Source organism: Arthrobacter sp. MYb213 (genome assembly GCF_002979915.1).
Classification (GTDB): Bacteria; Actinomycetota; Actinomycetes; order Actinomycetales; family Micrococcaceae; genus Glutamicibacter.
Window position 1 is genome coordinate 591,628 of the sequence record NZ_PCQA01000001.1, and the last position, 26,837, is coordinate 618,464.

Below are 26,837 nucleotides of genomic sequence, written 5' to 3' on the forward strand. Positions count from 1 at the left end.
CAATTTTATGGGGAACGCACAGTCCCCGGACCGCAACACAGGCGCTTTACATGGGTTTTTATCGTGGCGTTAGGCTAAGCTTTTGTAGAGTTCCTACAAAGAGGCACCTCGAGCTTGGTACCGAAATACCGCGCGTGAAGCCACAACTATTTGGAAAGCTATAAGAGTGTTAGCAATCGTTTGCCCCGGACAGGGCTCCCAGACCCCAGGTTTTCTCACCGACTGGCTCGAAGTTGATGGCGTTCGCGACCATCTAACTGCGCTGGGCGGCATCACCGGGCGCGATCTTCTCGCCCACGGAACCACCTCCGATGAGGAGACCATCAAGGACACCGCCGTCGCGCAGCCCTTGATCGTCGCCGCCGGACTGGTTTCCGCCCGTGCACTCTTTGGCGATTCCTTACCTGCCGGCGTCGTCCTTGCCGGACACTCGGTAGGCGAAATTACCGCCTCCGCCTTAGCCGGCGCACTGAGCGAAACCGACGCACTGACGTTTGTGCGGACCCGCGCCAACGCCATGGCTCAGGCAGCAGCCACCACGCCCACCGGCATGGCCGCGGTACTTGGCGGTGACCCAGATGAGGTTCTCTCGAAACTCAGCGAATTCGGCTTGACCCCAGCCAACGCCAACGGCGGCGGACAGACGGTCGCGGCCGGCACCCTAGAACAGCTTGAAGCACTGGTGGCGAACCCACCAGCGAAGGCCCGCGTGATCCCGTTGAAGGTCGCAGGTGCCTTCCACACCAGCCACATGCAGCCGGCGGTGGGCGTTCTTGAAGAACTCTCCGCCAGCCTGTCGCCGCAAGACCCACAGCTGACCTTGCTCTCCAACTTTGACGGAGCGCCAGTCACCGACGGCAGCGCGAACCTCGCCTCCTTGGTCGCTCAGGTCTCCCGCCCGGTGCGTTGGGATCTGTGCATGGAAACCCTGGCCGCTCAAGGCGTCACCGGAGTGCTCGAACTCGCTCCGGCCGGAACCCTGGTGGGCTTGGCCCGCCGCGGACTGAAGGGCGTCAAAACCCTCGCGCTGAAGAGCCCGGCCGAGTTGGATGCCGCCCGCGAATTTATTGCCGAGCACACCGGGCACTAGGAACCATCATGACCGCGCAGCTACTTACCCCCACCCCGAACGCGTATAGCGCGATTCTGGGCACCGGGTCATTCCGCCCCGATGTGGTGGTGACCAATGACGATGTTTGCCAGTGGATCGACTCCTCCGACGAGTGGATCCGCCAGCGCACCGGCATCATCACCCGGCATCGCGCCGATGCGAACACCTCGGTGTTGGACATGGCTCAAGGCGCCGCGCAAGCGGCCCTTGAGGACGCAGGGATTAGTGCCGCGCAGCTTGATACGGTCATCGTGGCCACGGTGACCTTCCCGCATGCCACCCCGTCGGCGGCCGCGGCCCTTGCTGACCTGCTCGGCGCCACCCCGGCTCCGGCCTATGACATTTCCGCGGCCTGTGCCGGGTACTGCTATGCGATCGCTCAGGCGGACGCGTTGGTTCGTTCCGGGCTAGCGCAACATGTGTTGGTGGTGGGCGTGGAGAAACTCTCGGATTACATCGACAATTCTGAGCGCACCATTTCCTTCCTGCTTGGTGATGGTGCCGGAGCGGTGATCGTCGGGGCTTCATCGGTTCCGGGGATTTCCCCGTCGGTGTGGGGCTCGGATGGCTCCAAGTGGAACGCGATCAGCATGACCCACTCACAGCTTGAGTTGCGCGATTCGCTACTCGGCGCCAATGAGCTACTGGAATCGGCGGTTGATGAACCGCTCGAAGAGCTGGCCAATCCGTGGCCGACGCTGCGCCAAGACGGCCAGACGGTGTTCCGCTGGGCGGTCTGGGAAATGGCGAAGATGGCCCGTCAGGCATTAGCCGAGGCTGGACTCCAAGCTAGTGATTTGGCCGCGTTCATCCCGCATCAGGCGAATATGCGCATCATTGATGAGCTGGCCAAGCAGCTAAAACTTCCCGAAACCGTGCTCATCGCCCGGGATATTGCAGAAAACGGGAACACCTCTGCGGCCTCCATTCCGATGGCGATGGACCGCATGCGCAGAGAGCATCCGGAGCTTTCGGGCAAATTTGCTTTGCAGATTGGTTTTGGTGCCGGGCTTGTCTTCGGCGCTCAAGTAGTCCTCCTGCCCTAAGCTTTAAAGCGAAGGCGAAAGCCTGCGCCCAACAGCGCGTAAAATTTTACTAAGACCGGCACCGCCCGACACCGGGTGCGCGCCACACACAATGGCCGGAATTATCCGGCACAATCAGAAAAGGAGCCATTCCATGGCTAGCACCGAAGAAATCCTGGCGGGCCTCGCCGAAATCGTTAACGCCGAGACCGGCCTGGACGTTGCAGACGTGCAGATGGACAAGTCCTTCACCGAAGACCTGGACATCGACTCGATCTCGATGATGACCATCGTCGTTGAGGCAGAAGACAAGTTCGAGGTGAAGATCCCGGACGAAGAGGTCAAGAACCTGAAGACCGTGGGCGACGCAGTGAACTTCATCGCCGCAGCACAGGCCTAAGCAGTTTCGTCGCACCCTTGATGGTGTGACACACCGTCGTGTGGGCAAGCCACACGCACGGGTCGGTACGTGAAGCCGACCCCCACAATTTTTTTACCGCCCAGTAGAGAGTTTGATGATGGCGCGCAAAGTAGTGATCACCGGTCTCGGAGCCACAACCCCTATCGGTGGGGACGTCCCCACCCTTTGGGAGAACGCCCTTAAGGGTGTCTCCGGCGCCGCCACCTTGACCGATTCCTGGGTGGAGGAATACCACCTGCCTGTCACTTTCGCAGCGCGCGCCTCGGTCCCAGCCACCGACGTGCTCTCCCGCGTGGAAGCCAAGCGGATGGATCCATCCACGCAGTTCGCCGTGGTGGCCGCGCGTGAAGCGTGGAAAGACTCCGGAATCGAAGAGATCGACCGCAATAAGCTTGCAGTCGCCTTCGCCACCGGCATCGGCGGCGTCTGGACGCTACTTGACGCGTGGGACACCCTGCGCGAAAAGGGTCCACGTCGTGTCTTGCCAATGACCGTTCCGATGCTGATGCCAAACGGCCCAGCCGCCGCGGTCTCCTTGGATCTGGGTGCCGCCGCCGGTGCTCACACCCCGGTCTCCGCTTGTGCCTCGGGCACCGAAGCGATGCACGTAGGTATGGAATTGATCCGTGCCGGCAAAGCAGACGTAGTGGTAGTCGGTGGCGCGGAAGCAGCCATCCACCCCATGCCGATCGCGGCTTTCTCCTCGATGCAGGCGCTCTCGCGCAGCAACGACAACCCACAGGGCGCATCACGTCCCTATGACATCGACCGTAATGGCTTTGTGATGGGTGAAGGCGCCGGCGCACTGGTGCTGGAAGCCGAAGAACACGCACTGGCTCGTGGCGCACGGATCTACGCTGAACTTGCTGGCACCTCGGTGACCGCAGACGCGTACCACATCACCGCACCGGATCCACAGGGTTTGGGTGCTACCCGCGCGCTGAAGGCAGCAATGTTTGACGGCCTAATTCAGCCAGAAGACGTGGTCCACGTCAACGCGCACGCCACCTCCACCCCGGTGGGCGACAAGCCTGAATACAGCGCGTTGAAGGCCGCCCTAGGCGATCACCTGGATAACGTGTGGGTCTCGGCGACCAAGTCGCAGATGGGTCACCTACTGGGCGCCTCGGGCGCAGTAGAGTCCGTACTGACCACCTTGGCGATTTACCACCGCCTCGCACCGGTAACCATCAACCTGGATAACCAGGATCCGGATATTCCGTTGAAGGTTGTCACCGGCGAGCCTGCGAAGCTTCCTGCGGAGGGAAGCATCGTGGCACTGAACAACTCCTTCGGTTTTGGTGGACACAACGCAGTGGTTGCAATTCGCAGCGTCTAGTTTTTGTCTGAACCGTTGATGACGGGGTGCCTTCTGCAGTGCAGAAGGCACCCCGTCATTGCTTTAAGTTCATAGGCTACGATCACTAGTAGCAAACCCTAGATGAGCCAATTCAATGCACCGCGGAAGAAAGCAGCAACAGCTATGCGTCAACTGATTGTCACCGCATTTACCTCGCTCGACGGAGTGATGGAAGCCCCGGGCGGCGAACCCGGCTATCACAACGCCGGCTGGTCCATGTCCAGCGTGGAGTTTGATCCGGCCGCGTTCGAGATCAAGGGTAGCGAACAAGATGAGGCCGAAGCGATGGTGCTGGGCCGAGTCAGTTATCAATCCTTCGGTGCGGTCTGGCCATCTATGGATGAGCAGTTCCCGAAATACAATGCCATGCCTAAATATGTGGTCAGTTCCTCGTTGCGTGAGAATGAGCTGATCGATGGATGGGGTGGGACTCAGATCCTGCGTTCGGCCGCCGAGGTGGCAAGGCTGCGTGCCGGCGAGGGCGGCCCGTTGATTATTCACGGCTCGTCGACCTTGGTGCATTCCCTGCAGGAGCATCAACTCATCGACCGGTACCACCTGCTGGTGTTCCCGGTGCTGCTGGGATCGGGCAAACGGCTTTTCAGCGAGGCCTCGTTGGCTACGCAGAAGCTGCAACTGGTGGATTCGGCCGTGTACTCCAACGGTATTCAAAAGAACGTCTTCGACGTCGTTCGCTAAGAGTCTGTCCGTACGCAAACGGGATCCCGAAACTTCTTCGGGATCCCGTTTTTTCTGCGGTAACACCCCGCACCACCGGGGATTTACTCGGGAAGACCTATTCGGTCCCCCCAGACTTATTAACCAGTTGTTATACCACCTGGTTGAGCCATCGAACAGGTGCATCGTCCCCTGCATGGCGGAATGGTTCAAGTTCTTCATCCCAGGCTTCGCCGAGGGCAATAGACATTTCTTGGAAAAAGACCGAGGCATTGCCATCGCCCTTTTCATAGGCCCAGCGGATTCGCTCTTCGCTGACCATAATGTTGCCAGCGACATCCATGGTCGCGTGGAAAATTCCCAAATCCGGGGTGAACGACCAGCGACTTCCGTCGCAGCCTTGGCTTGGATCTTCGGTGACTTCAAAACGTAGATGTTGCCAGCCGCGCATTGCGGTGGCCAGGCTGGCACCGGTACCTTGCAGGCCCGTCCAGGTAATTTCGGCACGACGAAGTCCAGGAGCCACGTGCTGGTCACTCCAGTCCATTTTGACTGGTTGGCCGAGCACCTCCTGTATGGCCCACTCCAGATGTGGGCACAACGCGGCAGAGGCCGAGTGAATATAAATCACGCCTCGTGTCATCGATGCAGACATGCCATCCTCCGTTACGGTGTTGATCGTCTTCCCCTACGTCAACCTCGCCGAAGTGCAGTACTTACCGACAAGTACCATTTTGCCCGAAGTGCGAGACTTTCGCCAGCCGTACGAGCCATTTCATCTAGATTTCAATCAGACGTTCAGGCCCGCGGATGGGCTTGGCGGTAACTCTGACGTAATCTGTCCACCGAGACGTGAGTGTAGAGCTGGGTGGTAGCCAACGAGGAGTGCCCTAAGAACTCTTGAACTGCGCGCAGATCTGCGCCGCCATCAAGTAAATGAGTGGCCACGGTATGGCGCAAAGCATGCGGCCCACTAGCCGAGGTATCCCCCAGTGATTTCAGGGCTTGAGCGATCACTTCACGCGCTTGCCTGACATTAAGCCGCCCTCCACGAGCGCCCACCAACAACGCCCCACCGGTGTCCGGAAGCGCCAAAACTTTGCGGTGATTGCGTAGCCAATGATTGATCGCTCGTTCAGCAGGTTTACCAAAAGGAACCACACGTTCTTTGTTTCCTTTACCCACTACGCGCACGGTGCGCCGTTCAAAATCAATGTCAGTAATATCGAGCGAAACCAGCTCGCTGATGCGCAAGCCTGACGCGTAAAGCAGTTCCGCAATGACCCGATCTCGGGCTACCAGGGCAATGCGTTTTTGCTCCGCCACCATTTCGGCTTTGGTCAGCGCTTTGGCTGGTTTGCCGCTCGCAGGGTCGGCCTTGGGAGTTTCCGAGGCGGGTTCACTGAGCAAACGATCGATCTGGCCGGCCTGTAATACGTGGGGCAACCGCTGTTCTTTTTTCGGTGCCACCAAACGCAACGCAGGATCCTTGGCTACCACCTTGTGTTTCAGCGCCCATGCAAAGAAGTTTTTGACCGAGGAGATCCGCCGGGCGATGGTGGTGCGTGAAATCTGCGCTTCGTGCAGGAGTGCCAACCAGTCGCGCAACATCTCGACGGTGACATCCGGTAGACGTTGAACGTGCGCTTGACCCACCAAGAATTCGGTCATCAGTCGTAGATCCACACCATAGGCACGCAAGGTATTTTCGCTGCGTGCACGTTCGAGCCGCAGATAGTCCAGGTAGTCGGCGATCGGCTCGCTGATAGCTAAGGGGACTTGTGGCACTTCGGTGGCTGGTTCGGGCTTCATCCCTTTCAATTTACCGCGTTTTTCACCGATAAACTTCGACGGCTCACTAGCCTGAACTGCGTGCCGTTGGACTCCGCGATGCCTAAGCGTTGAAGCACGCTCAGGGCGCGCAGGGTTTCTAAGATTGGGATCCCGCTCAGTGCCGAAATTTCATCGGGAACGTGGCCTTGCGCAAAATTCATCACGTCATAAATCATCGACTGAGTTTTGGTTAGCGAATCCAACGGACGTTCCTGGCTTTCGACTTCCCGAACTTGCTCTCCAGCTGGTTCGGCCGGTACACCGAGCAGTTCAAGGACGTCGCTGGTGCTAGTGATCAGCGCGGCGGTTCCGGCGGCGAGCAGCCTGTGGGTGCCGGCAGAGTTGGGCGAATAAATACTTCCGGGCACCGCCGCTACTTCTCGGCCAAGTTCTACCGCATGGTTCGCAGTGTTCAGCGCGCCCGAGCGGTGGCGGGCTTCGGTGACGACGGTGAGTCTGCTCAGGGCCGCGATGAGCCGGTTGCGGTTCAAGAACCTAAACCTTGTCGGCGCCGTGCCCGGCGGCACCTCGGAGAGCAAGAGCCCTGAGTGAATAATCTGACGTAGTAGTGACTCGTTGCCGGCCGGATAGGGTTTATCCGCTCCTCCGGCCAGGATTGTAATTGTTGGGTAGCTAGGGGTGTCTGGGTCTGCGACGGAGAGGGCTGCACGGTGCGCGCTCGCGTCGATGCCGTACGCTCCGCCGGAGACGATCGAAAATCCGCGCAGGGTCAGTTTCCGTGCCAGTTCGAACGTGACCTGGTGGCCGTAGTCGCTAGAGTCGCGTGAGCCGACGATGGAGATGCAGCGTGCAAGCTGTTGTTCGCTGAGCAATTCTGGACGCGCGGTGCGCCACCACAGGCATAGTGGTTTGCCCAACCCCAGATCATCAAGTTGGGAAGGCCAGCGCGGATCTTCTGCGGTGAGCAGTCCTCCATTCAATGCGGCGATGGTATCTAAGGCGAGTTGCGGGTTGCTGAATCCGAGTCGTTTGCGCCAGCGGGTCAGCGCTACCGGCAGGCTCAGCGCTTTATTGGAGATGGCGCTCTCGCCTAAAATGTCGTTCAGTTGGGTGTTCAACGATCCGGGCACGTGGTCTTGGCGGTGAATGAGAGCCAACAATTCGGTGGGGCTCATCAGTTGCAGCAGAGCGTTGGCGGCGTAGTCATTGGGTTCAATCAGGGTGTTGAGTTCAGCAAAGCACAATAGCTGCGCGGTATCTGGGCTAGACACGATCGCTCCTATCTCGGGTCGAGGTTTTGTCGAAAATGCAGGGCGGCGTCTAGATCATCAACCGTGGGCGCACCATGTTCTTGCTGATCGGCCACGGTCCAGGCCACACGCAACATACGGTCTAGACCACGGGCCGAAATTTCATGGCTTTCGCCGATCAGTTCCAAGGCCCGTTGAGTAGCCATGGGGTATTGCAGTTCGTGGCGCAAGATTTTTGCGCTGAGTCTGGCGTTGCAGTTCAGCCCCCAGGGTTCTAAACGGGTAGCCGCCAGGTGCCGGGCGGCAAGCACCCGTGTGCGTACGGTGGCGCTGGATTCGGCCGCCTCGCGGCCAAGTAATTGTTGACCGGTCAGTGCGTTCATCTTCACCTGCAGGTCGATCCGGTCAAGCAGTGGCCCGGACAGTTTGGAGAAGTAGCGCCGTCTGGCGTTGGGAGTGCAGGTGCATCCAGTTCCGCTGCCAAAATTGCGTCCGCAGGGACACGGGTTCGCGGCTAAGATCAGCTGAAACCGTGCAGGAAGCTGTTGATGACCACTCGCCCGAGCCAAATTGATATGCCCCTCTTCCACCGGTTGGCGCAGTGCGTCGAGCACCCCGGCACGAAATTCGGTCGCCTCGTCGAGGAAGAGAATTCCGGCGTGGGCCCGAGTGATGGCGCCGGGTCTGATATTACGGCTACCACCGCCGAGCAGCGCAGCGCTGGAGGCGGTATGGTGCGGGGCAATGAAGGGGGCGGTGTTTTGCAACTTGGTAATCCCACCCTGTCCACCGCGGGTGATGGAATCGATCGCGGTGGCTTCTAAGGAGTCAGCAACGTCTAGTGGTGGCAGGATGCCAGGCAGGCACCGGGCGAGTAAGGTTTTGCCTGCTCCAGCGGGGCCAACCATGATGAGGTGATGTCCCCCGGCGGCGGCGATTTCCAATGCGAGTTTCGCCTCATACTGTCCGTTGACCAAGTTCAGATCTTGTGAAGGCTCGGATTCGTTGGGTAGCTGGGCAACTTCTGGGCGTTGATGGCGCAAGTAGGTGCGAATACTTTCCGGCGGCGCCCCACACATCACCAGTACCTGACCCAGATGCTGGGCTCCGGTAATGCGCACCCCGGGAACCAGCCTGGCTTCGGCCTCGTTCGCGGCGGCAACAAAGACGTGCCGATAACCGTTGTGTACAGCGAAGCGCACCGCCGGTAATACTCCTGCCACCGGACGCAATGTTCCGTCCAGCGCCAATTCGGCCAGGAAGATCGTATCGGCGGGGATAGTCAGCATTCCGTCGGCGGCCAACGCCGCGATGACGATAGCAAGATCGAAGCCCGAACCAAATTTCGGGAGCGTCGCCGGGGACAAGTTCACCGTAAGTTTCCGATTCGCCAGCGGCAGACCGGTATTACGGGCGGCAGCCTTGATGCGTTCACGGGCTTCGTTCAGTGAAGCGTCGGGCAAGCCGAGAATCAGGAAGCCTGGGATTCCGTTACCTAGATCCGCCTCCACATCGATGAGTGCCGGCTGCACCCCGTTCAGCGCCACCGCGGCGGTGCGGGCCACACTCATGAGGCCACCTGCTCATGATGCTGGCAGTGGAAACCATCGGACTGCGGGTAAACCTCGATGACATCGATGCGCAGCTGGCCGACGTAGCGGCCGCGGGTTTTCCCCCAGGCCAGTAGCAGCCGTTGCAAGCGGCGGTATTTGCTGGGGGTGATCGCCTCAAAGCCGGTACCGAAGTTGGTGGTAGTGCGCGTTTTGACCTCGACGGCGAGCACGAAGTCGTTCGCGTCGGCGACGATCAAATCCAGTTCCCCGATTTTGCAGCGCCAGTTACGTTCTAAGATTCGGTAGCCGTGGGCGCAGAGGTACTCGGCGGCGGCTTGCTCTCCGCGTGCACCAAGTAATTGCTGTTGGTTCATCGGTCATCGGTCCTTGGATTCGATTCGGAATATGAACACAAGCTTCAGGGCTCTACGCCCCAAATATGATCGGCGAGGCCCGAACTGTGCATAACGCGGCCGGCATTTGGAGGTCTGGATTGCAAAGACATCTCGGTGAGGTGTGATCTTCCTGCGCGCGCGAAGAAGCGATGATTGCTCTGCGGCGACGCTGGCATGGAACCGAGTGGCCCGCTGACGCACGGTGTAGCGCATCGGAGCGCCGACGGCGCACTCGAACCAGTGACGTAGAACAATGAATCGAGTCGAACTTGGGTTTGTGCAAAGCAAAGCGCTTGAGAAATTCGCTTCGCTAACTTGACTGCCATCTGTACGCGGCAACGAAAAACACCCGCGCGCCGCCAATCGCCGCCAGGGACCAATACTGCCCAGCGAACCGGTTATGCCCAGTTAGCCGGTCGAAGTACGGTGGGAATTAGATCAAAAATTGAATAAATCTTTCCACCATTTGCTCATCTGAACTTGGTAATTATCAGCAGATAATATCGGCTCTGAATTAGCCCCAAAGAAAACAATTACTACCTAATTTGCACCCATTATTGGCAACTTTCTGCACGTCGCAAACAGCGATTCATGCTGCCTGCAGCAAGCCCGTCGACGGAACTTGAGCGGTAGCTAAAGGGAAGTTTTGACCGCACAGCACGTAGTTCTTGTTTTACTTCCTCAACCACTAAATTTAAGGCCCTGGTTATAACGATTTAGTAACTTGCGATCCTGAGCCTAGATTCCGCGATAGGTTGGGGTTTAAGCAGACCAAAACTAGAGGTTTTGACTCCTGGTCAAAAACTAATTCTTCAGTAATTTGTTAGTGTTGGAAGCCAGCTATGACATCTAATTTGTGTCGGCCGGGAATAACAGAATCTAGGACCATGCACGCCGAAAAAGGTTAACTTCGGGTCGTGCAAACAAGTAGTGAGCCGCGGCGATCGCCTAGTCAAGAAGCTGGTTGCAGCGCGCAAGACTTGTGGTCCCCAACCAGCTCATACCCTCGCAGGTACCGGGCAGTGGAGACAATGACCAATAACATCGCCGTCAAGGTCGAGAACTTGTACAAGGTCTTCGGTCGTAAACCGCAAGAAGCGGTCAAGCAGCTCATGGCCGGCACGAAGCGCGAAGATCTGCCTTCATCAACTACCGCAGCGGTCATCGACGCCTCCTTTGAAGTCAAAGAAGGCGAAATTTTTGTCGTCATGGGGCTCTCCGGCTCGGGCAAATCCACACTGATCCGCGCATTGAACGGGCTCTGGGAGGCGACCTCGGGGCAGGTCACCCTCGGAGACGACAAGATCACCGGGATGTCTTCGGCAAAGTTGCGCGAGGTGAGAAGACAACGCGTCTCCATGGTTTTCCAGCACTTTGCGTTGCTGCCACATCGTACGGTTTTAGCAAATGTGGCTTACCCGTTGGAACAGCAGGGAGTCGGACGTGCTCAGCGCCTGTCCACCGCGGCGAAGACGCTGGATTTGGTGGGGCTCACCGGCTGGGGCGATAAGATGCCCAGCGAATTATCCGGTGGCATGCAGCAGCGTGTGGGCATCGCCCGCGCGTTGGCCGCAAATACCGAAATATTGCTCATGGACGAAGCGTTCTCCGCGCTGGATCCACTGATCCGCCGAGAAATGCAAGAACAACTCATCCAGCTCCAAGCCAAGTTGGGCAAGACCATCGTCTTTATTACCCACGATCTGAATGAAGCGATGTTCCTCGGTGACCGCATTGCGGTCATGCGTGACGGGCAAATCGTTCAGGTCGGCACGCCGGAGGAAATCCTGATGGATCCGGCCAATGACTATGTGGCGCAATTCGTTCAGGACGTGGATCGCGCTCGGGTGCTCACCGCATCCGCGGTGCTGGAACCAACCCGGGCGGTCATCCATGAGACCGACGGGCCACGCAATGCATTGCGCACCATGAACGAACTGTTCCTCTCCGCGGCGATCGTCACCAACCGGGAACGCCAAGTTGTGGGGATGATTACCGACCGTGACGCGCTGAAACTGGTGCAGTTAGGCGAAAGCACTATCACCACGAAGATTCAGCCGTTGGAATCGGTGAACCGCGACACCCCGCTGATCGACCTGTTTGTTCCTTCGGTGGAATCCCCGTTGCCGGTGACCGTCACCGATGAGGAGAACCGTTTATTGGGTGTGATCCCGCGGGTGACCCTGTTGGCGGCGCTGGCCTCCACCACGCCGCCGACCGAAGAGATGACGGTACTTTCAAAACCGCTGCCGGGCAATGTTGTTGATGCGGCGCTGCAAGGTGCTGGGGAGGAAATCTAATGGAGGACTTTACTATTCCGGTAGGAGATGTCGCCGAGAAGGCCATCAACTGGGTGATCGACAATATGGCAGGGTTCTTCGACCTGCTGCGATCAATTTTCATTGAAATGTATGACGGGGTGTACTACCTCTTAGGCACCCCACACTTTGCGGTCATCATCGGCGTGGTCGCGGTCATCGCGTTACTGGCCCGCGGCTGGCAGTTCATGCTTGGCTCGGTGATCGGGCTGGTGCTCATCGTGGGAATGGACCAATGGGATAACGCCATGGTCTCCCTGGCGCTGGTATTGGTTGCGACCTTCTGGGCGCTGGTGATCTCGTTGCCGCTGGGTATTTGGGCTGCGCGCTCGGCTACGTTCTCCAACATTGTGCGCCCCTTCTTGGACTTCTTGCAGACTATGCCGGCCTTCGTTTACCTGATCCCGGCACTGATGCTCTTCCGTGTGGGTGTGGCCCCGGGCATCGTGGCGACCATCGCGTTCGCGTTGGCCCCCGGGGTGCGCTTCACCGAACTGGGCATCCGCTCGGTGGATAAGGAAGTGGTCGAGGCCGGACAGGCCTTCGGTTCTTCCCCCGGCCGCATCCTGCGCCAAATCCAGCTACCGCTGGCCTTGCCAACCATTATGGCCGGCGTCAACCAGGTCATCATGCTCTCGCTATCCATGGTCGTGATCGCCGGCATGGTCGGCGCCGGCGGCCTGGGCGGAGACGTGATCCTCTCCTTGGGCCGGCTCGATACCGCACTGGGTGTGGAGGCTGGTCTGGGCGTGGTCATCTTGGCGATGATCCTTGACCGCTTGACTAACGCCTTCGGGCGTCAATCTGGACTTTTCTCCTGGTTCGCTAAGCGCCGCAAGTCGGCTGCCGCGGCGAAGGAACAAGAACTTGCGGCCTAAACCGCGCACTCGAACCATCAATGATCTGGCGGCTCGCACCGCTCACTCGAAAGGAATCACGATCATGAAACTCAAAACCCTGAAATTTGGAGCGCTTGTCGCGGCCAGCGCGCTGGCGTTGACCGCTTGCGGCAGTGGCAGCACCGACAGCGGTAGCGATGCCGCGGCAGATGACAAGAAGCTGAACATTGCGGTCTTCAACGGCTGGGATGAAGGCATCGCGACCAGTGAACTGTGGAAGGCAGTACTTGAGGAGAAGGGCTACGAGGTTGAGCTGATCAACGCCGACGTCGCTCCCCTCTTCCAGGGCCTGTCCACCGGTGACTACGACGTGACCACCGACGTGTGGCTGCCAGTTACTCACGCCTCCTACCTGGAAAAGTTCGGCAAGGACATCGTGGATCTGGGCGCATGGAACGAGGAGTCTCGCCTGACCGTAGCGGTCAACGAGGACGCACCCATTGATTCCTTGGACGAACTAGCTGCCAACGCTGACAAGTTCGGTGACCGCATCGTGGGCATCGAGCCCGGCGCCGGTCTGACCGAAGCAATGAACAAGTCGGTCATCCCGGACTACGGCCTAGATGATATGAACTTCGTGACCAGCTCGACCTCCGCAATGCTCACCGAGCTGGAGACCGCGACGAAGAACAAAGAGAACATCGTCGTCACCCTGTGGGAGCCACACTGGGCCTACAGCGCGTACCCGGTGAAGAACCTGAAGGATCCTAAGGGCGCGCTAGGCGACGCCGAAGGCATGCACAACTTTAGCCGTGCAGACTTTGCCGATGACCACGCCGAGGTTGCCAAGTGGATGGGCGACTTCAAGATGGATCTGGACACCCTTTACGATCTGGAAAACTTGCTCTTCGTCGAGAACGACACCGATGACCTGCAGCCATTGGTTAAGCAGTGGATGGAAGATAACCGTGACTTCGTTGACGGTATGACCAAGTAACCAACACCCCGGCAATTACCAAAGGCACGTTCCCCAGTTACTCGTGGGGAACGTGCCTTTGGTTTTGCTATCTTTAGTTTTTGCTGGCGCTAGCCGCCGAGTCCCTCCTTGGGGATCTGCAGCTCGTCGCGGTTCAGCTCTTCGACGTTGACGTCCTTGAAGGTCAGTACCTTGACGGTTTTGACGAAGCGGCCCTGGCGGTAGATATCCCAGACCCATGCGTCGGTCAGGTTCAGCTCGAAGTACACCTCGCCCGAATCGGTCAACGTTTTCACGTCCACCTGATTGGCTAGGTAAAAGCGGCGTTCGGTTTCCACCACGTAATTAAACAGCCCGACGACCGCCTTGTACTCGCGGTACAACTGCAATTCGAGGTCTGATTCGTAGTTTTCAAGGTCTTCGGCTGCCATGATACGTCCTTCGTCTCTAGGCTTTACCTTCGGCCTTTTGGGGTTTGGAAGTCAAGTTCCAACTTTTGCGGTGCAGGTCGCAGGGGCCCAGTTGCTCTATGGCCGCCCGGTGCGTTGCGGTGGCGTACCCCTTATTGATCTCCCAGCCGAAGGCCGGGTATTCGGTGGCGGCCTGTGCCATCAGCCCGTCACGTTCAACTTTTGCCAGAATCGAGGCGCCGGCGATTGACTGGCAGGTCATGTCCCCCTTGATCAGGGTGCGCACCGGGATGTGCAGTCCGGCCGGTTCTCGGTCATCGGCCAATAGGTCAAAGAGGTCTTGTTCGGGTGCCGAGAGCCAGTCGTAGCTGCCATCGAGCATTACGACCTCTGGGAGGATCGTGCACTGGGCGACCGCGCGGGTGCCGGCGAGCCGGAGGGCCGCGGTAACGCCGAGCTGATCGATCTCCGCCGCGCTGGCGTGACCTACCCCGTAGCCGGCGGCCCAGGCTTGCACCTGCGGCACCAACTCTTCGCGGCGTGCCGGGGTGAGCAGTTTTGAATCGCGCAATTCACCGAATTCGGGGACCGCTTGGATGTCGATGACGGCGATGCCCACGGTAATCGGTCCGGCTAGTGCGCCGCGGCCCACCTCGTCCACGCCGCCGATATAGCGCGCGCCGTGTGCCGCAGCTAAGGCCCGCTCGTGATCGAGGGTCGTCGGTTGTGCTTTGCTGGTGGCCATTGCTTACTTCGCCGCCGGAACGTTGGCGAAGACTTCCTCATGGGTGTCGATGGTGCCAAAGCGGTCGATTGGCCAGGAAATCAGCGAGGCGCGGCCCTGCACCGAGTCGAGGTCCACAAATCCGCCTTGCACGTCTACGTGAAAGCGGGAGTCGGCGCTGGCGCCGCGGTGATCACCCATCACCCAGATTTTGCCTTCGGGTACGGTCACGTCGAACTTGATGTCGCTCGGTGAATCGCCGGCATAAATGTAGGGTTCGGTGATTTTTTCACCGTTAATGATGAGCTTTCCATCCGCCGAGCAGCATTCAACCTTGTCCCCCGGCATGCCGATGATGCGCTTGACCAGGTACTGTTCGTCGCCCGCGGGCAGGATACCTACCCAGGACAGCGCGTTTTCTAGTCCCGTGGGGGTGGTTTCTAGCGGTGGCAACCACTGATGGTCGTCGCGGAAGACCACCACGTCGCCGCGTTCGAGCTCAAAGGGGCCAGGAGTCATCAGGTTCGCGAAGATGCGATCGTTGATCTGCAGCGTGTTTTCCATCGACCCGGAAGGGATGTAGTAGGCGCGGAAGAAGAAGGTTTTGATCAGCAACGACAACGCGATAGCGATGACCAAGATGATCAGTATTTCGCGGACAAACCGCCAAAGCCGGTATATCGGGCCCCGCGCTGGGGGTACTTCTGCGGATTCGGCGCTCACGTTTTCTTTGTTACCTTTCAGTGTCCTGCGTTGACTCCATCTTACGTGGCCGACGCTGACTTCGGCCTCAGGTGCAAAGGCGTGTGGATGTTGGGTTTAGTGCCAATGGCGCTAGGCGTGCCAAAGCCGGCCACACAAAATTGTGTGGCCGGCCTTGGACGTGCGAACTTAGTTGGCGCGGGTGGCGATGCCGCCACTTTCGGTGAAGTCCACGGGGATCTCACCCAGTGGCTTGTCCGCATCGAGTTGTTTTTTGATTTCCTCCATGTGGCTGGCGTCCACCTGCAAGGTCAGTCCACCATTTTGCGGGTTGAGCGTGTACCCGTGGATTGCGGTGTTCAACGGGGCCTCGAGCCCGGCCTGCCACTTCATGACATCTTTGATGCCTTGGCGCAGATCGTCGGTCGAGTAGTTGACCAGGTGGGCCTGCGCGCCAGCGTCTTCGATCGCCTTCATCTGGCTTTCGTCGGTGGTGGACACATTCAACTTGCCGTCTTCGATCCACCCCTGCACATAGGAGTCACCCAGCGTGGCCGAGAGTGAGTCATTGGTTTCGAGCAGTGCGTTTTGATCCACAACATTCTCGCTACTGGTAGGTCCGGTCGATCCTTCGCCGCTGGTGGTTGCCTGGCCGCAGCCGGAGAGCATTAGCCCTGCAACAACTGCGGTGGAAGCCAGCGCGAGTGAGCGTTGAGCCAGTGGGGATTTCTTGATCATTGGGTACTACCGCCTCTTGGTCAGTTCGATCACCTAGGTAGATGATATCTACGGATCTGCAAAGTTTTCGGTGAGGCACATGTGTGCCAAGTGAAAGTGCCCCGCTACCGGGTAGGTAACGGGGCACTTTCTGGTTGTTGCCGAAGCTACAACCGCTTAGGGATTATCCCTTAGCTGTGGCGACGGTTTCCGCGGCGGAACAGCAGGAACAATGCACCAACTAGAGCCAGGGCTCCACCAGCGGCGATCAGTGGGACGGTGCTGGTACCGGTATCGGCCAGTGGGTCCTTCTTCTCAGGCGACTGGGTTGGAGTCTGGTCATCGTTCTTCGGAGCCTCAGTTGGCTCTTCGGATTCGGTTTCGGTTGGCTTCACGGTTGGCTTAGCCGACTCGCTTGGCTTTTCCGATTCGGTAGGCTTCACGGTTGGCTTTTCCGAAGGCTTCTCGGTTGGCTTCTCGGTTGGCTTAGTCGACTCGGTTGGAGTAGCCGACTCGGTTGGAGTCGCAGTCTCGGTTGGAGTTGCAGTCGGGGTTGCAGTCTCGGTTGGAGTTGCAGTCGGGGTTGCAGTCTCGGTTGGAGTCGCAGTCGGCGTTGCGGTTGGAGTTGCAGTCGGGGTTGCGGTTGGAGTTGCAGTCGGGGTTGCGGTTGGAGTTGCAGTCGGGGTTGCAGTTGGGGTCGGAGTTGGCTCTGGTTCTGGAGCAACAACGACTACCGAACCGGTACCCTTGGTCGACTTGTTGAAACCGTTAGCGGCGGTCATATCGAACGTGACCTTGCCTTCGGTGTCAGGTGCTGGGAAGGTGAAGGTTCCGTTAGCCGAAACCTTTACGCTCTTGTACAGCTTGCCATCAACAACAACGCGAACGGTGGTGCCGGCAGAAGCGCCTGCGACCTTACCGGTGATGGTATCGCCAGCCTCAACCTCAGCGCCAACCTCTGGCGAAGTCTGAGCTGGAGTTTCAACGTAGAACTTCACGGTGTAACCGTTGGTGTAGTTCTTAGCCATAACATCAGACAGCGAGGTGTAGAACGCCAAGTCATCAGCGTTGTTCTCGACGCGGTCTTCGCCACCGGAGTTAGCGGAGTTGATACCGACAGCCTTGGTGCCCTGCAGGACGGCTCCACCGGAGTCACCCTGATCTAGGATTCCCTGGTTTGGGTTCTCGGCGGTGTAGCCCCAGACGGCACGAATGTCGTTGTTGTAGCCACCGACGAAGAACATGCCTTCACCGATGATTTCCGAGCAGCTCCAGCCGGTGGTGCGACCCACCGAGCAAGTGTCAGCTCCGATGACAGCCTTGGAAACGCCAGTAACCTTGATGGACTTCGAACGCTCATCGGCGCCTGCTGGCCACTGTGAAACCTCTGGGTGCAAGGTCAGTTTGGTGTTGATATCGTCGATGACGGCGATATCGGTGCCTGGCTCTGCCTTATCCAGTTCTTCCTGAGTCAGGTCGTCAGTGATAGGTACGCCGTAGTGGTTTGGTCCACCAAACTGGCTGAATCCGAAGGTACCCAGCTCATTGCTGATGCCCTGATCGTCGCCTGGAGCACCGTGCTCCATGACGAAGGTGTTCTTAAATCCGCCATCTTCGGTGCAGTGTCCCGCAGTGAGAACGGCGTCGGCGCCCTTAGGGCTCCATGCGTTGAAGCCAATGGAGCAAAGCGACTCGATATTATCTCCAGTGCGCGCACTGGCGTAGCCCATGCCACCGTAGATATCGGTCAGCGCGGCGGTCTTAGCCTTTGCGCCTTCAACCAGCTTGACGTTGCTAGCTTCCTTGGCGAATTCCTCCAAGGTGAGCAGCTCTTCGGCAGCCTTAGTGGAGGTAGCCTCCGGGGTTGACTTCTTCTCAGTCTTTGCTGGTCCGCCAGCAACGATTTCGAATGGCTTACCTGCACCGGTGTTCATGATCGCGGTCAGGCGAGTCATTTCAGCTGGTGCAACGTTGTCGCGAAGTTCGTCGTAGACGTCCTTCACATTAGAAATCTTGCCAACTTCAGCATTGATCTTCAGGCTAACTGCCTTTGGAGCGATGCTAGCTGCAACGATCTTCTCGGCCTTCTTGGCATCCTTGGAGCCAACTTCAACTTCGGCCTTGCCGTCCTTGACGCTGGACTTGGTCTTGATGCCCTTGTCCTCAAGCTTCTTGGTGACTTCAGCAACGGTGTCGTTTGCCTTCGAGTCTTCCAAGTACTGCTCAGGCGACTTCTTCAAGTCGCGCTTGATTGCTTCGTCAAGTCCCTTGGTGTCTACAGCGACATCAGTGGCCGACGGCGTAGCGCTCGGGCCCTGTGAAGGTGCTGGAGTGGATTCAGCCTTATCGGCCGCGACTGCGGGAGCAATAAAGCTACCGCCAACCACCAATGCGGTGGCTGCAGCAGCGACAATGCCGCGCTGCGCAGTCTTGTTCTTTGGTTTTGGCATTAAAGCTTCTCCCAGTTATGTGGTGCGATCGCCTGAAGGTCGCAGCCGTCTCCGGGCGCACTTCAAAGCAGAGTGTTGTTACCAAATTGAAACAATATCGGCTTTTGATACTCGGTTTCAAGGACCCGCATCCACCAAAGGGAGAAATCTAGCCACTCAAACGCCCTTGTCATTCGAGCATCGAGAGGACTCGCGACCCAGGATACTTGAGTTGACGCTTTAGTTTAAGATTGCAGTTCGGTTACTAATCACTAGTCAGCTTAGTGCGAGCTGAGAATCTTCGATGAATTCAACCAACACCGGAATAAGCTTGTATATTCAACCATCAGATGTTTTAGCTAAATCCATACCGATGGAAAAAATTTAAAAGTTTTTCCATCTTGAGGATGTTGACGACAGTTACTTGAGAGTAGAGCGCTGATCGAGTGGCCAGATAATTTGCGTGGCCTTGCCACCGATACGGTCCAGATTGATCATTCCGCCACCGCTAGCGCCAAGTAATGCGCGCGAATCCTCGGAGCGGGCGCGGTGATCACCCATCACCCAGACGCGGCCCTCGGGAACTACCGCAGAGAACTGTTGCTCGCTGGGTGCATTTCCTTCGTATATATAGGGCTCGTCGATGGGCTGACCGTTAATCAAGATTTTGCCATCGGCACCGCAGCATTCAACGCTGTCCCCACCAATAGCGATCACACGCTTAATATAGGTGCTTGAGGTGCCGCTTAGGTGCAGTGCGCCGAGCAGGTCATCGGCGAAGGAAGCGCGTGCGTAGGGTAGGAAGGAGCCACGTCCGTCGAAGACGATGATATCTCCGCGCTGCGGTTCGGTGTCCTGGTAGGCACGGCGGTCCACGAGCACACTTTGTCCGGGGCTTAGTGTGTGCTCCATGGAGCCGGATTCGATCCGGTAGACATCCGCGACGAGCGCGCGAATGAATAGGGTGGCGATCAGGCCACAAATAACTGCGAAAACGGCGAAGCGCCAGACCCAAAACCAGGTCCGGCGCTTGCTCGTTGCTCGCTCGGGGCTAGCAACCTCGTTCATGAAAGAACGAAATTACTTCTTGGTACCGAAGTCGCGCTTCTCCTTGATGCGTGCTGCCTTACCGTGGCGATCGCGCATGTAGTACAGCTTGGCACGACGTACGTCGCCCTTGGACACTAGCTCAATCTTGTCGATGATTGGGGAGTGAACTGGGAAGGTACGCTCAACACCGGCACCGAAGGAAACCTTACGCACGGTGAAGGTCTCACCGATGCCTGCACCCTGGCGGCCAAGGACGTAGCCCTGGAAAACCTGGACACGCGAGTTCTTACCTTCGATGATGTTGACGTGCACCTTCAAGGTGTCGCCAGCGCCGAAAGCAGGAATGTCTGAGCGCAGCGATGCTGCGTTTACTGAGTCAAGAATATGCATGGTGCATCCTCTAGGGTCAATGCCACAGGTCACCGTACCCTCGTAGCGAAGCTCATCAACCGCAAGCGGTGATCTCTTCGAAACGTATTTCCACCGGCAGCCTATGTTGCTGCCGATGCGGCGGTTTCCCTAGGCCCGGCTTCCCCCTGTGGCAGGAATCGGACAAAAACACACCAAGAAACAATTTTGCCATATTCGGAGCATCGACGCGAGTACGCCCGATCACCGAATGCGTGATCTAGGACTCTTTGGCCCAGTCCAGCTGCGATTTAGGAACAATTTCCCCGTCGACGACGGCAAAGCCCGCGTGCCAGAGGGCGTCACGGTCCTTACGATTCAGCTTGGTTGCGTCGAGCAGTTCAATGAGGTCCGGGCGGCGGGTTGCGGTGCGGCTAATCTGTTCATCACGGCGGAATCGGGCCACGCGCTGGTGGTTTCCACCAAGCAGGACCTCGGGCACCTCGCGGCCACGCCAGGCGGCGGGCTTGGTGTAGACCGGGTATTCCAGCAGCACATCGGAGTGCGATTCTTCGACCAAGGATTCCGGGTTGCCGATCACGCCTGGGATCAGCCGGGCGATAGCCTCAACCATCACCATGACCGCGACCTCTCCCCCGTTTAATACGTAGTCTCCGATGGAGACCGGGATGACGGTGAAGTTCTCCCGCGCGTAGTCAATGACGCGCTCGTCGATTCCTTCGTAGCGGCCACAGGCGAAGACTAGGTGATCTTCCTCGGCGAAGTCATAGGCCATCTGCTGGTCGAAGACCGCTCCGGCAGGAGACGGCACGATGAGGATTGGCTTGGCGGCCTCCGGGGCGCTGGCGCGTACCGAGTCTAGGGCTTGGCCCCATGGCTCGGGCATCATCACCATGCCGGCTCCACCACCGTAGGGGGTGTCATCAACCTTTTGGTGGCGGTCCGTGGTGAAGTCACGCAGGTTGGTGACGTTCAGGTCTAGGATGCCTTCTTCACGGGCGCGGCCGATCAGCGACAGGTCAAGTGGTGCTAGGTACTCCGGGAAGATGGAGACGACATCGATGCGCATGATGCTTACTTTTCTCCCTCGCCCTGGTTCAGTTCAAGGAGGCCGGCCGGAGGGGTGATGGTCACGGTGCCTGCCTCGGTATCAACGTCCGGGACGAACTCGTCAACGAATGGCAGATATACCTCTTCGCCGTTTAGATCCTTGAAGACCAGTAGATCTTGAGCAGGGTTGGTGCGCAGCGCGGTGATCACGCCGACCTGCTTGCCCTCGCACATAACCTTCAGGTCTAGCAGTTCATGCTCGTACCACTCGTCGGAGGCGCTTTCTTCCTCGCCGGTGACCTCAATTTCGAGGTGTGCCTGGCGGAAGGTTTCGGCCATATTGCGGTCTTTGATTTCTGCGAAATCGACCAGAAGAATGGTTTTGTTCCAGCGCGATTTGGTGACGGTGAGGGTTTTGACCGGCCCGTCGATGACGTGCAGGACCTCTCCGGGTGCAAAACGATCGTCGGGGACGTCGGTGAGAACTTGAACGGTCACTTCGCCACGGATGCCGTGGGGCTTGCCGATACGTGCTACCTGCAATCGCATAATCTGGTGATCATTCTCCTTGAATTCACGGGACGATGCCTCGCGCTGGGGTGCCATAGGTTGGCGGGTTTTGATGATGAAACACGAGAAGGAGTTTCCGCCCTGTTGAGCGGAAACTCCTTCCGTGGTGAAGTCAGCTTGCGCCTGACCTCAAAAATGTTTGGCTACCGGCTACGATCGGTGTCGATAACATCAACACGAATCGGCTCCTTGGCCAACGCTGCCATCACGGTACGCAGTGCCCGTGCGGTACGTCCCTGACGTCCGATCACACGACCGAGGTCCTCGGGATGAACACGCACTTCGAGCAGGTCGCCGCGGCGGTTAGCTTTCAGGGCAACCCTGACGCCTTCCGGTTCCTCGACTACCCCGCGCACCAAATGGTCAAGCGCATCGGCGAGCATGATTACTCGGCCTCGGTGGCTTCAGCTTCTGCCGATTCCTCAGCAGCTGGCTTCTCAGCCTTCTTGGTGATTGCCTCTGGGAGGATCACCGAACCCTTATCAGGAGCAACGAATGCTGGCTTAGGCTCGGCAACCTTGTAGGTGCCTTCCTGGCCATCGATGCCCTTGAACTTCTGCCAGTCACCGGTGATCTTCAGCAGTGCGTGTACCTGCTCGGTTGGCTGTGCGCCAACGGAAAGCCAGTACTGTGCACGATCCGAATCGATCTCGATGATCGAAGGGTCGTTGGTTGGCTGGTACTTACCGATCTCCTCGATGGCACGGCCATCGCGCTTGGCGCGCGAGTCCATAACAACAACGCGGTAGAAAGGGGCGCGCATCTTACCGAAGCGCTTCAGACGAATCTTTACGGCCACTTTAGTGGTCTCCTGTTTCTCAACATGGGCGAGTCAAACGTTTCGCGCCTGTGGGGCAGGCCGTACTGGTTCAACTCTAAAAAAGGACAGGATTTATCGCGGAGAGAGGGTCCCCAACAAATCGAGTACCTTCCAATCATGCCAGAAGCAGTCAACCGATACCAACTCGTTTTTTGTGGGATGCGCTACTAGATTGACCCAACGCTGCATTGCGCCGGTGCTCAAACTCAAGCCGCGGCGGCGAAGAAGGTGTTACGCCTTGGTATCTGGTCCGGATCGAGGAATTTAGGCAGCACGATGTGCGGGACTGATCCCACCATTTGAATGCGCAATAGTCTGCGGTGAATGAGTGCATGGTGGTGCCGGCAGAGCACCGCACAATTTTCGATGCAGGTTTTTCCGCCGCGCTCCCACCAATTGCAATGGTGGTATTCGAGCATTTCATGCGGGGCGTTGCACCCGGGGACGATACATCCACGGTCTCTGGCAAAGGCTGCCTTTTTGATTGGTTCCGGGAAGAGTCTTTGGGCCCGGCCGACGTCAAGCACCTGGCCTTTGCCGCCGAAGACGATGGGGATGATTTTTGCTTCACACAACAGCTGGCGAAGTTCGGCCGGATCTAGTGGTACCCCGTGGGCTGTCATGCCCGTGGCAGAAGCCAAATCATTGAGGTTCTTCGCCTGCATGTGGACCAAAATTTGTGGGATGACTGTTTTGGCACCTGTTTTGCTGGCCGACAGGGAGGCAAGTAAGGCATTGAGCCTGCGCTGCGCGACGGAGACTTCCAATTCGTTGACTTCGGGTGTCAGGTCAGCGGGTGACTCTGCTACTGGCGCGGGACCCGGAACAGGTTCCTGGGAAGACTGACTTGGTTCGGCTTGATCAGGCAGTTCGGCCTGTTCAGATGTTTCCGGGACGGGGTCTTGAGCCCAGTCTGGGGCGGGATCGGCACTGGTGAAAAGGTCGGCGGGGGCTTGTGGGGCCGGTTTGCGGGCGGCTTGACCACCTTCGGTGCGCGGATTATCCGACTGTCCAACGAAGGAAAGTAGTTCCTCCGATTGCAGGCCTTGTGAGCGCAGCAGGAAGCTGTCGATGCCGTTGGTATTGCCTTGATAGAAGAGACCACATTCGGGCTGCACTAATTCCTTGTTCGCCTTGCGGTAATCGTGCAGCAGGTTTTTGAGCTTTTTAGCCCCGGTGGTCCGGTCCGGCTCGCATAATAGCTTGACCGCACGCTCTTGCATGCTCTGGCCCTCATAGGTGGCGACCGGGTCTAACGGGGCGCCTTCAAAACTGGTGTCGGTCGGTTCGAATTTGTCCAGGCTACGCGCGGCGTTGGCGACCCGGCGAGGATCGAGCCCCTGCTGATCGGCGTGCAAGGCGGCCAGCTGGGTAAAGCGTGGGGTGATCGCGCTGCCGTCCATAAAGCGCCGGGCGATGAGCAGGTGGGCATCGTGCAGCCGGCGATCTGCCTCAAAGTAGTCGATGCCCAACCAGGCGGCGCTGAAGGTGCTGGCGTTGGCGTAGGCGGTGCGTCCGGTCTCTTGGGTGGCGGGCCGGGAAAAGTCCGTGCGGCGCTCGCGAATTGCGGTCAGGTCCCCGTCGCTCAGCAGGTGGGCGGCGGTGGCCTCAAGGTGGGCGAGGCTTCGGATTTGTTCCCGCACGGTGTAGCGGAAGATGTTTTCGATCAGTGCGGCGTGGGCGGCAGCGACGCGAGGATCGGCCGATTCACGTAAACGAAGTGAAAGTTTGGTGAGTACCTCTAGGCATAGACCCATCACCTCAAGGAGCAGGGCGGTTACTCCGTGCGGGATCGGGCCGGTGGCGAAGTCACGCAGGCTGGCCAGGCCGGTGACGAGCTGTCGAATACTCATGGACCCAGCATGCTCGCAGGTGGGCGTCGGCGGCCGGGAAGTAGCGCGAGGTGTGGATAAGTGCCGAATTTAGTGCTGACGTTGCCGGGTCATGCTGATCAGCGCGGCCAGCATGGTGATCGATGCGGCGGCGGTGGACAGAGCGATGACGGTTTCGGCGCCCGAGGAGGTGTCGTGCGAGACCTAGCCGGTGAGCAGTGGGGTGACCAGGTAGATGGAGAGGTAACAGCCGATCAGGGTGGAGCCGAGCAGAAAGGCTGACGCCAAACCCAGCAGTGGGATCGAAAAACAGCACAGGATGCTCAGCGCGCACAGGGCCAGATAACCGAGCAGCAACGCGCTGGGTTGGCGTTCGAGCGCGGCGAGCACCCCACGCAACTTATTTGGCTTTAAAGACGGCACCGAAAACATCGTCACCGAAAATAGCGCAGCGCTTGAACAAAATGTGTGGGCCACCAAGGAAGGCACCGACCAGTCATGGATGGTGGCCGGCAACTTTTTGAATCGGCCTGACCGTCTGTACCCAAAGTCATAAGAAGCTGTAAACATGCTGACATTGCGCGAAATATCGACTGGTAGTTCACCTAAGGCGACTAAAGTCGGTTCAATGATCGAACTTACCGCATTGCGCGATTACGAAGACGAGCAGGGGAACACGATTGCCTCCCCCACCGAGTTCGCAAAGAACATCACGGTCAAGTTCCGTGGTCAGAACAACCGGGTCCTTGTGGACCCCGAAGCAAAGATTACCCGGTTAGATCTGGTCTTCGATTGCGACAACGGTACGTTGATCATCGGCCCCAGCAAGAAGAGGGGCTTCCACTTCAACATCCGCGTGGGTGAAGATGCCACGGTTCGTATCGGTAAGGACGTGACCACTACCGGCAGATGTTTGATCAGCGCCGTGGAGGGAGTCACCGTCAGCTTAGGTGATGACGTGATGATTGCCAGTGGCAACCAGATCCGCGCCGACGATGGACATGCCATCTTTGATGTGAAGTCCGGCAAACGAGTGAACCCAGCCAAGGATATTACCGTGGGCAACCACGTGTGGGTCGGTGCTCAGGCCACCTTGCTTGCTGGCGCGAAAATCGGAGACGGCTCGGTGATCGGGTTTGGTAGCCTGGTTAACCGCAAGATCCCCAATAACGTGATTGCCGTCGGTAGCCCGGCCAAGGTTGTCCGTAAGAATATTGCCTGGGAACGGCCGCATCTTTCGTTCCACAAGCCACCCTACAAACCAGACGCCTCGGCGATCACCAAAACCGAAGAGTACTGGAACTACACCGTGGATGAGCATGAGGATGCAGCTACCCAGATGCCAGCGGTACAAACCACTGCCCCACGTAGTCTTGTGCAACGCGCTGCACAGAAACTTGGCAAAATCACCGGTAACTAGTCTTCTGACGCTTAACGTAAAAAGTGCCACCTTGCAATTGCAAGGTGGCACTTTTCGCGTCACTTAGCTGACTGCGACGCGAAGCTGGTTGTTCCAAGGATCCGTGAAGCGGAGTTCCGCTCCGGTGTGATGGTTTTCTACCTTGGCAAAGTTCAGGCGTTCGGCAAGTTTGCCCACCTCGTCTGCGGTCGGAACGTTTATCAATACCTCGCCGAGCCCCAAGGTGTCTTTACGTGGACCGGCTCCGCGGGAGTTCCACACGTTCATCGCCATGTGGTGGTGGTAGCCGCCGGCGGAGACGAATAGTGCTTGGTCTCCTAATGCGGTGGTCTCGTCAAAGCCGAGGGTGTTCACATAGAAGGACCGCGCGGTGTCTATATCGCCTACCTGCAGGTGGACGTGTCCAACTTCAGCCTCGGTACTGCGCTGCCCGGCAATGGCTTGCTCATTGAGGTGTTCGTTGAGAAAAGCGTTGGGATCAAGATATTTGGTATCCATGGCCACTTCACCATTGGACCAGCTCCAGCTCTCGCGTGGACGGTCCCAGTACAGTTCGATGCCGTTACCTTCCGGGTCGGTGAAGTAGAAAGCCTCGGAGACCAGGTGATCCGAGCTACCAACGAAGCGACTCTGATCAAACTGTGCCGCCGATAGTACGGTGGCGGCCAGATCTGCCTTGGTATCAAAGAGCAAAGCGGTGTGGAAGAGTCCTGCTTCGCCGCGAGCCGGCTGCTGCAACCCCGGTGATGGAGTGAGATTGACCAGCGTTCGAGTTCCGCGACCTAGGCGGGTTCCGCCGGCATCTTCGTCTTGGAGTTCCAGGCCCAACGCTTTTTGGTAGTAGTCGCTCATGACCTTCATGTTGCCAACCTTGAGCTGGACCGCATTCATCTGCAGTTCGGCGGAGAGTTTGTCTTCTTTGATGAGTGTCATGATGCCTTACCTTTCAACGTGTATCTGTAGCTCTTGAATATCAGCTTACCCTTATTTAGTTGAAGCTTCAAGCAATAGCAAAGTAAGGCTA

The 26,837-nt window shown here is 58.1% G+C and carries 29 protein-coding genes; 10 read left to right on the plus strand and 19 right to left on the minus strand.

Features of this window, described 5'->3' with window-relative positions; translation table 11 throughout:
- Positions 1-166: 166 nt before the first annotated feature.
- The 5 genes from CQ011_RS02825 to CQ011_RS02845 all read left to right on the plus strand — a co-directional run bounded on the left by CQ011_RS02825 (position 167) and on the right by CQ011_RS02845 (position 4,616).
- Positions 167-1,090, plus strand: a complete 924-nt coding sequence (locus CQ011_RS02825; protein ID WP_105674414.1) for an ACP S-malonyltransferase — start codon at positions 167-169, stop codon at positions 1,088-1,090.
- An 8-nt stretch (positions 1,091-1,098) separates the two neighbouring features.
- Entirely contained in the window at positions 1,099-2,157 is a 1,059-nt protein-coding gene (locus CQ011_RS02830) for a beta-ketoacyl-ACP synthase III (protein WP_105674416.1), read from the plus strand.
- Positions 2,158-2,290: 133 nt separating this feature from the next.
- Positions 2,291-2,536 (plus strand): acyl carrier protein, encoded by a 246-nt coding sequence (locus tag CQ011_RS02835; protein ID WP_096255035.1) that lies wholly within the window; start codon positions 2,291-2,293, stop codon positions 2,534-2,536.
- A 118-nt stretch (positions 2,537-2,654) separates the two neighbouring features.
- Positions 2,655-3,896, plus strand: a complete 1,242-nt coding sequence (locus CQ011_RS02840; RefSeq protein ID WP_105675016.1) for a beta-ketoacyl-[acyl-carrier-protein] synthase family protein — start codon at positions 2,655-2,657, stop codon at positions 3,894-3,896.
- Between the two features lie 102 nt (positions 3,897-3,998).
- Complete coding sequence (locus tag CQ011_RS02845) at positions 3,999-4,616, plus strand: dihydrofolate reductase family protein (protein ID WP_286161063.1); 618 nt, start codon at positions 3,999-4,001, stop codon at positions 4,614-4,616.
- A 130-nt stretch (positions 4,617-4,746) separates the two neighbouring features.
- On the opposite strand, the gene CQ011_RS02850 is transcribed toward CQ011_RS02845, so the two are convergent.
- The 5 genes from CQ011_RS02850 to CQ011_RS02870 all read right to left on the minus strand — a co-directional run bounded on the left by CQ011_RS02850 (position 4,747) and on the right by CQ011_RS02870 (position 9,566).
- Positions 4,747-5,250 carry a DUF3145 domain-containing protein gene (locus tag CQ011_RS02850; RefSeq protein ID WP_105674420.1) on the minus strand — a complete coding sequence of 168 codons (504 nt, stop codon included), beginning with the start codon at positions 5,248-5,250 and terminating at the stop codon, positions 4,747-4,749.
- Positions 5,251-5,393: 143 nt separating this feature from the next.
- The gene (locus CQ011_RS02855; protein ID WP_105674422.1) at positions 5,394-6,407 is read right to left on the minus strand and encodes a tyrosine recombinase XerC; all 1,014 of its coding nucleotides are present in this window, start codon (positions 6,405-6,407) and stop codon (positions 5,394-5,396) included.
- A gap of 5 nt (positions 6,408-6,412) precedes the next feature.
- Positions 6,413-7,660 carry a DNA-processing protein DprA gene (gene dprA, locus CQ011_RS02860; RefSeq protein WP_105674424.1) on the minus strand — a complete coding sequence of 416 codons (1,248 nt, stop codon included), beginning with the start codon at positions 7,658-7,660 and terminating at the stop codon, positions 6,413-6,415.
- Between the two features lie 8 nt (positions 7,661-7,668).
- Positions 7,669-9,210: a YifB family Mg chelatase-like AAA ATPase gene (locus tag CQ011_RS02865; protein ID WP_105674426.1), complete on the minus strand. Its 1,542-nt coding sequence runs from the start codon at positions 9,208-9,210 to the stop codon at positions 7,669-7,671.
- Positions 9,207-9,566 (minus strand): YraN family protein, encoded by a 360-nt coding sequence (locus CQ011_RS02870; protein WP_105674428.1) that lies wholly within the window; start codon positions 9,564-9,566, stop codon positions 9,207-9,209. Before CQ011_RS02870 ends, CQ011_RS02865 begins: the two co-directional genes overlap by 4 nt.
- Positions 9,567-10,618: 1,052 nt before the next feature.
- Here CQ011_RS02870 and CQ011_RS02875 point away from each other — a divergent pair.
- From CQ011_RS02875 to CQ011_RS02885, 3 genes are all read left to right on the plus strand, one after another.
- On the plus strand, positions 10,619-11,887 hold the full coding sequence (locus CQ011_RS02875) for a quaternary amine ABC transporter ATP-binding protein (protein WP_105674430.1): 1,269 nt from the start codon (positions 10,619-10,621) through the stop codon (positions 11,885-11,887).
- Positions 11,887-12,783: an ABC transporter permease gene (locus CQ011_RS02880; protein ID WP_105674432.1), complete on the plus strand. Its 897-nt coding sequence runs from the start codon at positions 11,887-11,889 to the stop codon at positions 12,781-12,783. Before CQ011_RS02875 ends, CQ011_RS02880 begins: the two co-directional genes overlap by 1 nt.
- Before the next feature lie 64 nt (positions 12,784-12,847).
- Entirely contained in the window at positions 12,848-13,741 is an 894-nt protein-coding gene (locus CQ011_RS02885) for a glycine betaine ABC transporter substrate-binding protein (protein WP_105675018.1), read from the plus strand.
- An 89-nt stretch (positions 13,742-13,830) separates the two neighbouring features.
- On the opposite strand, the gene CQ011_RS02890 is transcribed toward CQ011_RS02885, so the two are convergent.
- The 13 genes from CQ011_RS02890 to CQ011_RS17640 all read right to left on the minus strand — a co-directional run bounded on the left by CQ011_RS02890 (position 13,831) and on the right by CQ011_RS17640 (position 24,816).
- Positions 13,831-14,151: a DUF2469 domain-containing protein gene (locus CQ011_RS02890; RefSeq protein WP_096255025.1), complete on the minus strand. Its 321-nt coding sequence runs from the start codon at positions 14,149-14,151 to the stop codon at positions 13,831-13,833.
- A gap of 16 nt (positions 14,152-14,167) precedes the next feature.
- Positions 14,168-14,875: a ribonuclease HII gene (rnhB, locus tag CQ011_RS02895; RefSeq protein WP_105674434.1), complete on the minus strand. Its 708-nt coding sequence runs from the start codon at positions 14,873-14,875 to the stop codon at positions 14,168-14,170.
- Between the two features lie 3 nt (positions 14,876-14,878).
- Positions 14,879-15,577, minus strand: a complete 699-nt coding sequence (gene lepB, locus CQ011_RS02900; RefSeq protein WP_105674436.1) for a signal peptidase I — start codon at positions 15,575-15,577, stop codon at positions 14,879-14,881.
- Between the two features lie 168 nt (positions 15,578-15,745).
- Positions 15,746-16,294 carry a hypothetical protein gene (locus CQ011_RS02905; protein WP_105674437.1) on the minus strand — a complete coding sequence of 183 codons (549 nt, stop codon included), beginning with the start codon at positions 16,292-16,294 and terminating at the stop codon, positions 15,746-15,748.
- Between the two features lie 170 nt (positions 16,295-16,464).
- A complete protein-coding gene (locus tag CQ011_RS17635) occupies positions 16,465-18,723 on the minus strand; it encodes an LPXTG cell wall anchor domain-containing protein (protein ID WP_146112544.1) in 2,259 nt (752 codons plus the stop codon).
- A 399-nt stretch (positions 18,724-19,122) separates the two neighbouring features.
- Positions 19,123-19,770 (minus strand): signal peptidase I, encoded by a 648-nt coding sequence (lepB, locus tag CQ011_RS02920; RefSeq protein WP_105674439.1) that lies wholly within the window; start codon positions 19,768-19,770, stop codon positions 19,123-19,125.
- 12 nt (positions 19,771-19,782) lie between these two features.
- A complete protein-coding gene (gene rplS / locus CQ011_RS02925; protein ID WP_096255018.1) occupies positions 19,783-20,142 on the minus strand; it encodes a 50S ribosomal protein L19 in 360 nt (119 codons plus the stop codon).
- A 238-nt stretch (positions 20,143-20,380) separates the two neighbouring features.
- A complete protein-coding gene (gene trmD / locus CQ011_RS02930) occupies positions 20,381-21,190 on the minus strand; it encodes a tRNA (guanosine(37)-N1)-methyltransferase TrmD (RefSeq protein WP_105674441.1) in 810 nt (269 codons plus the stop codon).
- Positions 21,191-21,195: 5 nt separating this feature from the next.
- The gene (gene rimM, locus CQ011_RS02935; RefSeq protein WP_105674443.1) at positions 21,196-21,720 is read right to left on the minus strand and encodes a ribosome maturation factor RimM; all 525 of its coding nucleotides are present in this window, start codon (positions 21,718-21,720) and stop codon (positions 21,196-21,198) included.
- Between the two features lie 164 nt (positions 21,721-21,884).
- The gene (locus tag CQ011_RS02940; protein ID WP_105674445.1) at positions 21,885-22,124 is read right to left on the minus strand and encodes an RNA-binding protein; all 240 of its coding nucleotides are present in this window, start codon (positions 22,122-22,124) and stop codon (positions 21,885-21,887) included.
- A gap of 2 nt (positions 22,125-22,126) precedes the next feature.
- Positions 22,127-22,540: a 30S ribosomal protein S16 gene (gene rpsP, locus CQ011_RS02945; RefSeq protein ID WP_105674447.1), complete on the minus strand. Its 414-nt coding sequence runs from the start codon at positions 22,538-22,540 to the stop codon at positions 22,127-22,129.
- Positions 22,541-22,767: 227 nt separating this feature from the next.
- Entirely contained in the window at positions 22,768-24,414 is a 1,647-nt protein-coding gene (locus CQ011_RS02950; RefSeq protein ID WP_105674449.1) for an HNH endonuclease signature motif containing protein, read from the minus strand.
- Positions 24,415-24,597: 183 nt separating this feature from the next.
- Positions 24,598-24,816, minus strand: coding sequence for a hypothetical protein (locus tag CQ011_RS17640; RefSeq protein WP_146112545.1), 219 nt, complete (start codon positions 24,814-24,816; stop codon positions 24,598-24,600).
- A 7-nt stretch (positions 24,817-24,823) separates the two neighbouring features.
- On the opposite strand from CQ011_RS17640, the gene CQ011_RS18125 reads away from it, so the two are divergent.
- A complete protein-coding gene (locus CQ011_RS18125; RefSeq protein WP_353616158.1) occupies positions 24,824-24,949 on the plus strand; it encodes a hypothetical protein in 126 nt (41 codons plus the stop codon).
- A 72-nt stretch (positions 24,950-25,021) separates the two neighbouring features.
- A complete protein-coding gene (locus CQ011_RS02960) occupies positions 25,022-25,813 on the plus strand; it encodes an acyltransferase (protein ID WP_105675020.1) in 792 nt (263 codons plus the stop codon).
- 63 nt (positions 25,814-25,876) lie between these two features.
- Here the strand turns inward: CQ011_RS02960 and CQ011_RS02965 are convergent, their stop codons facing one another.
- Positions 25,877-26,746, minus strand: a complete 870-nt coding sequence (locus CQ011_RS02965) for a VOC family protein (protein WP_105674454.1) — start codon at positions 26,744-26,746, stop codon at positions 25,877-25,879.
- Positions 26,747-26,837: the final 91 nt, after the last annotated feature.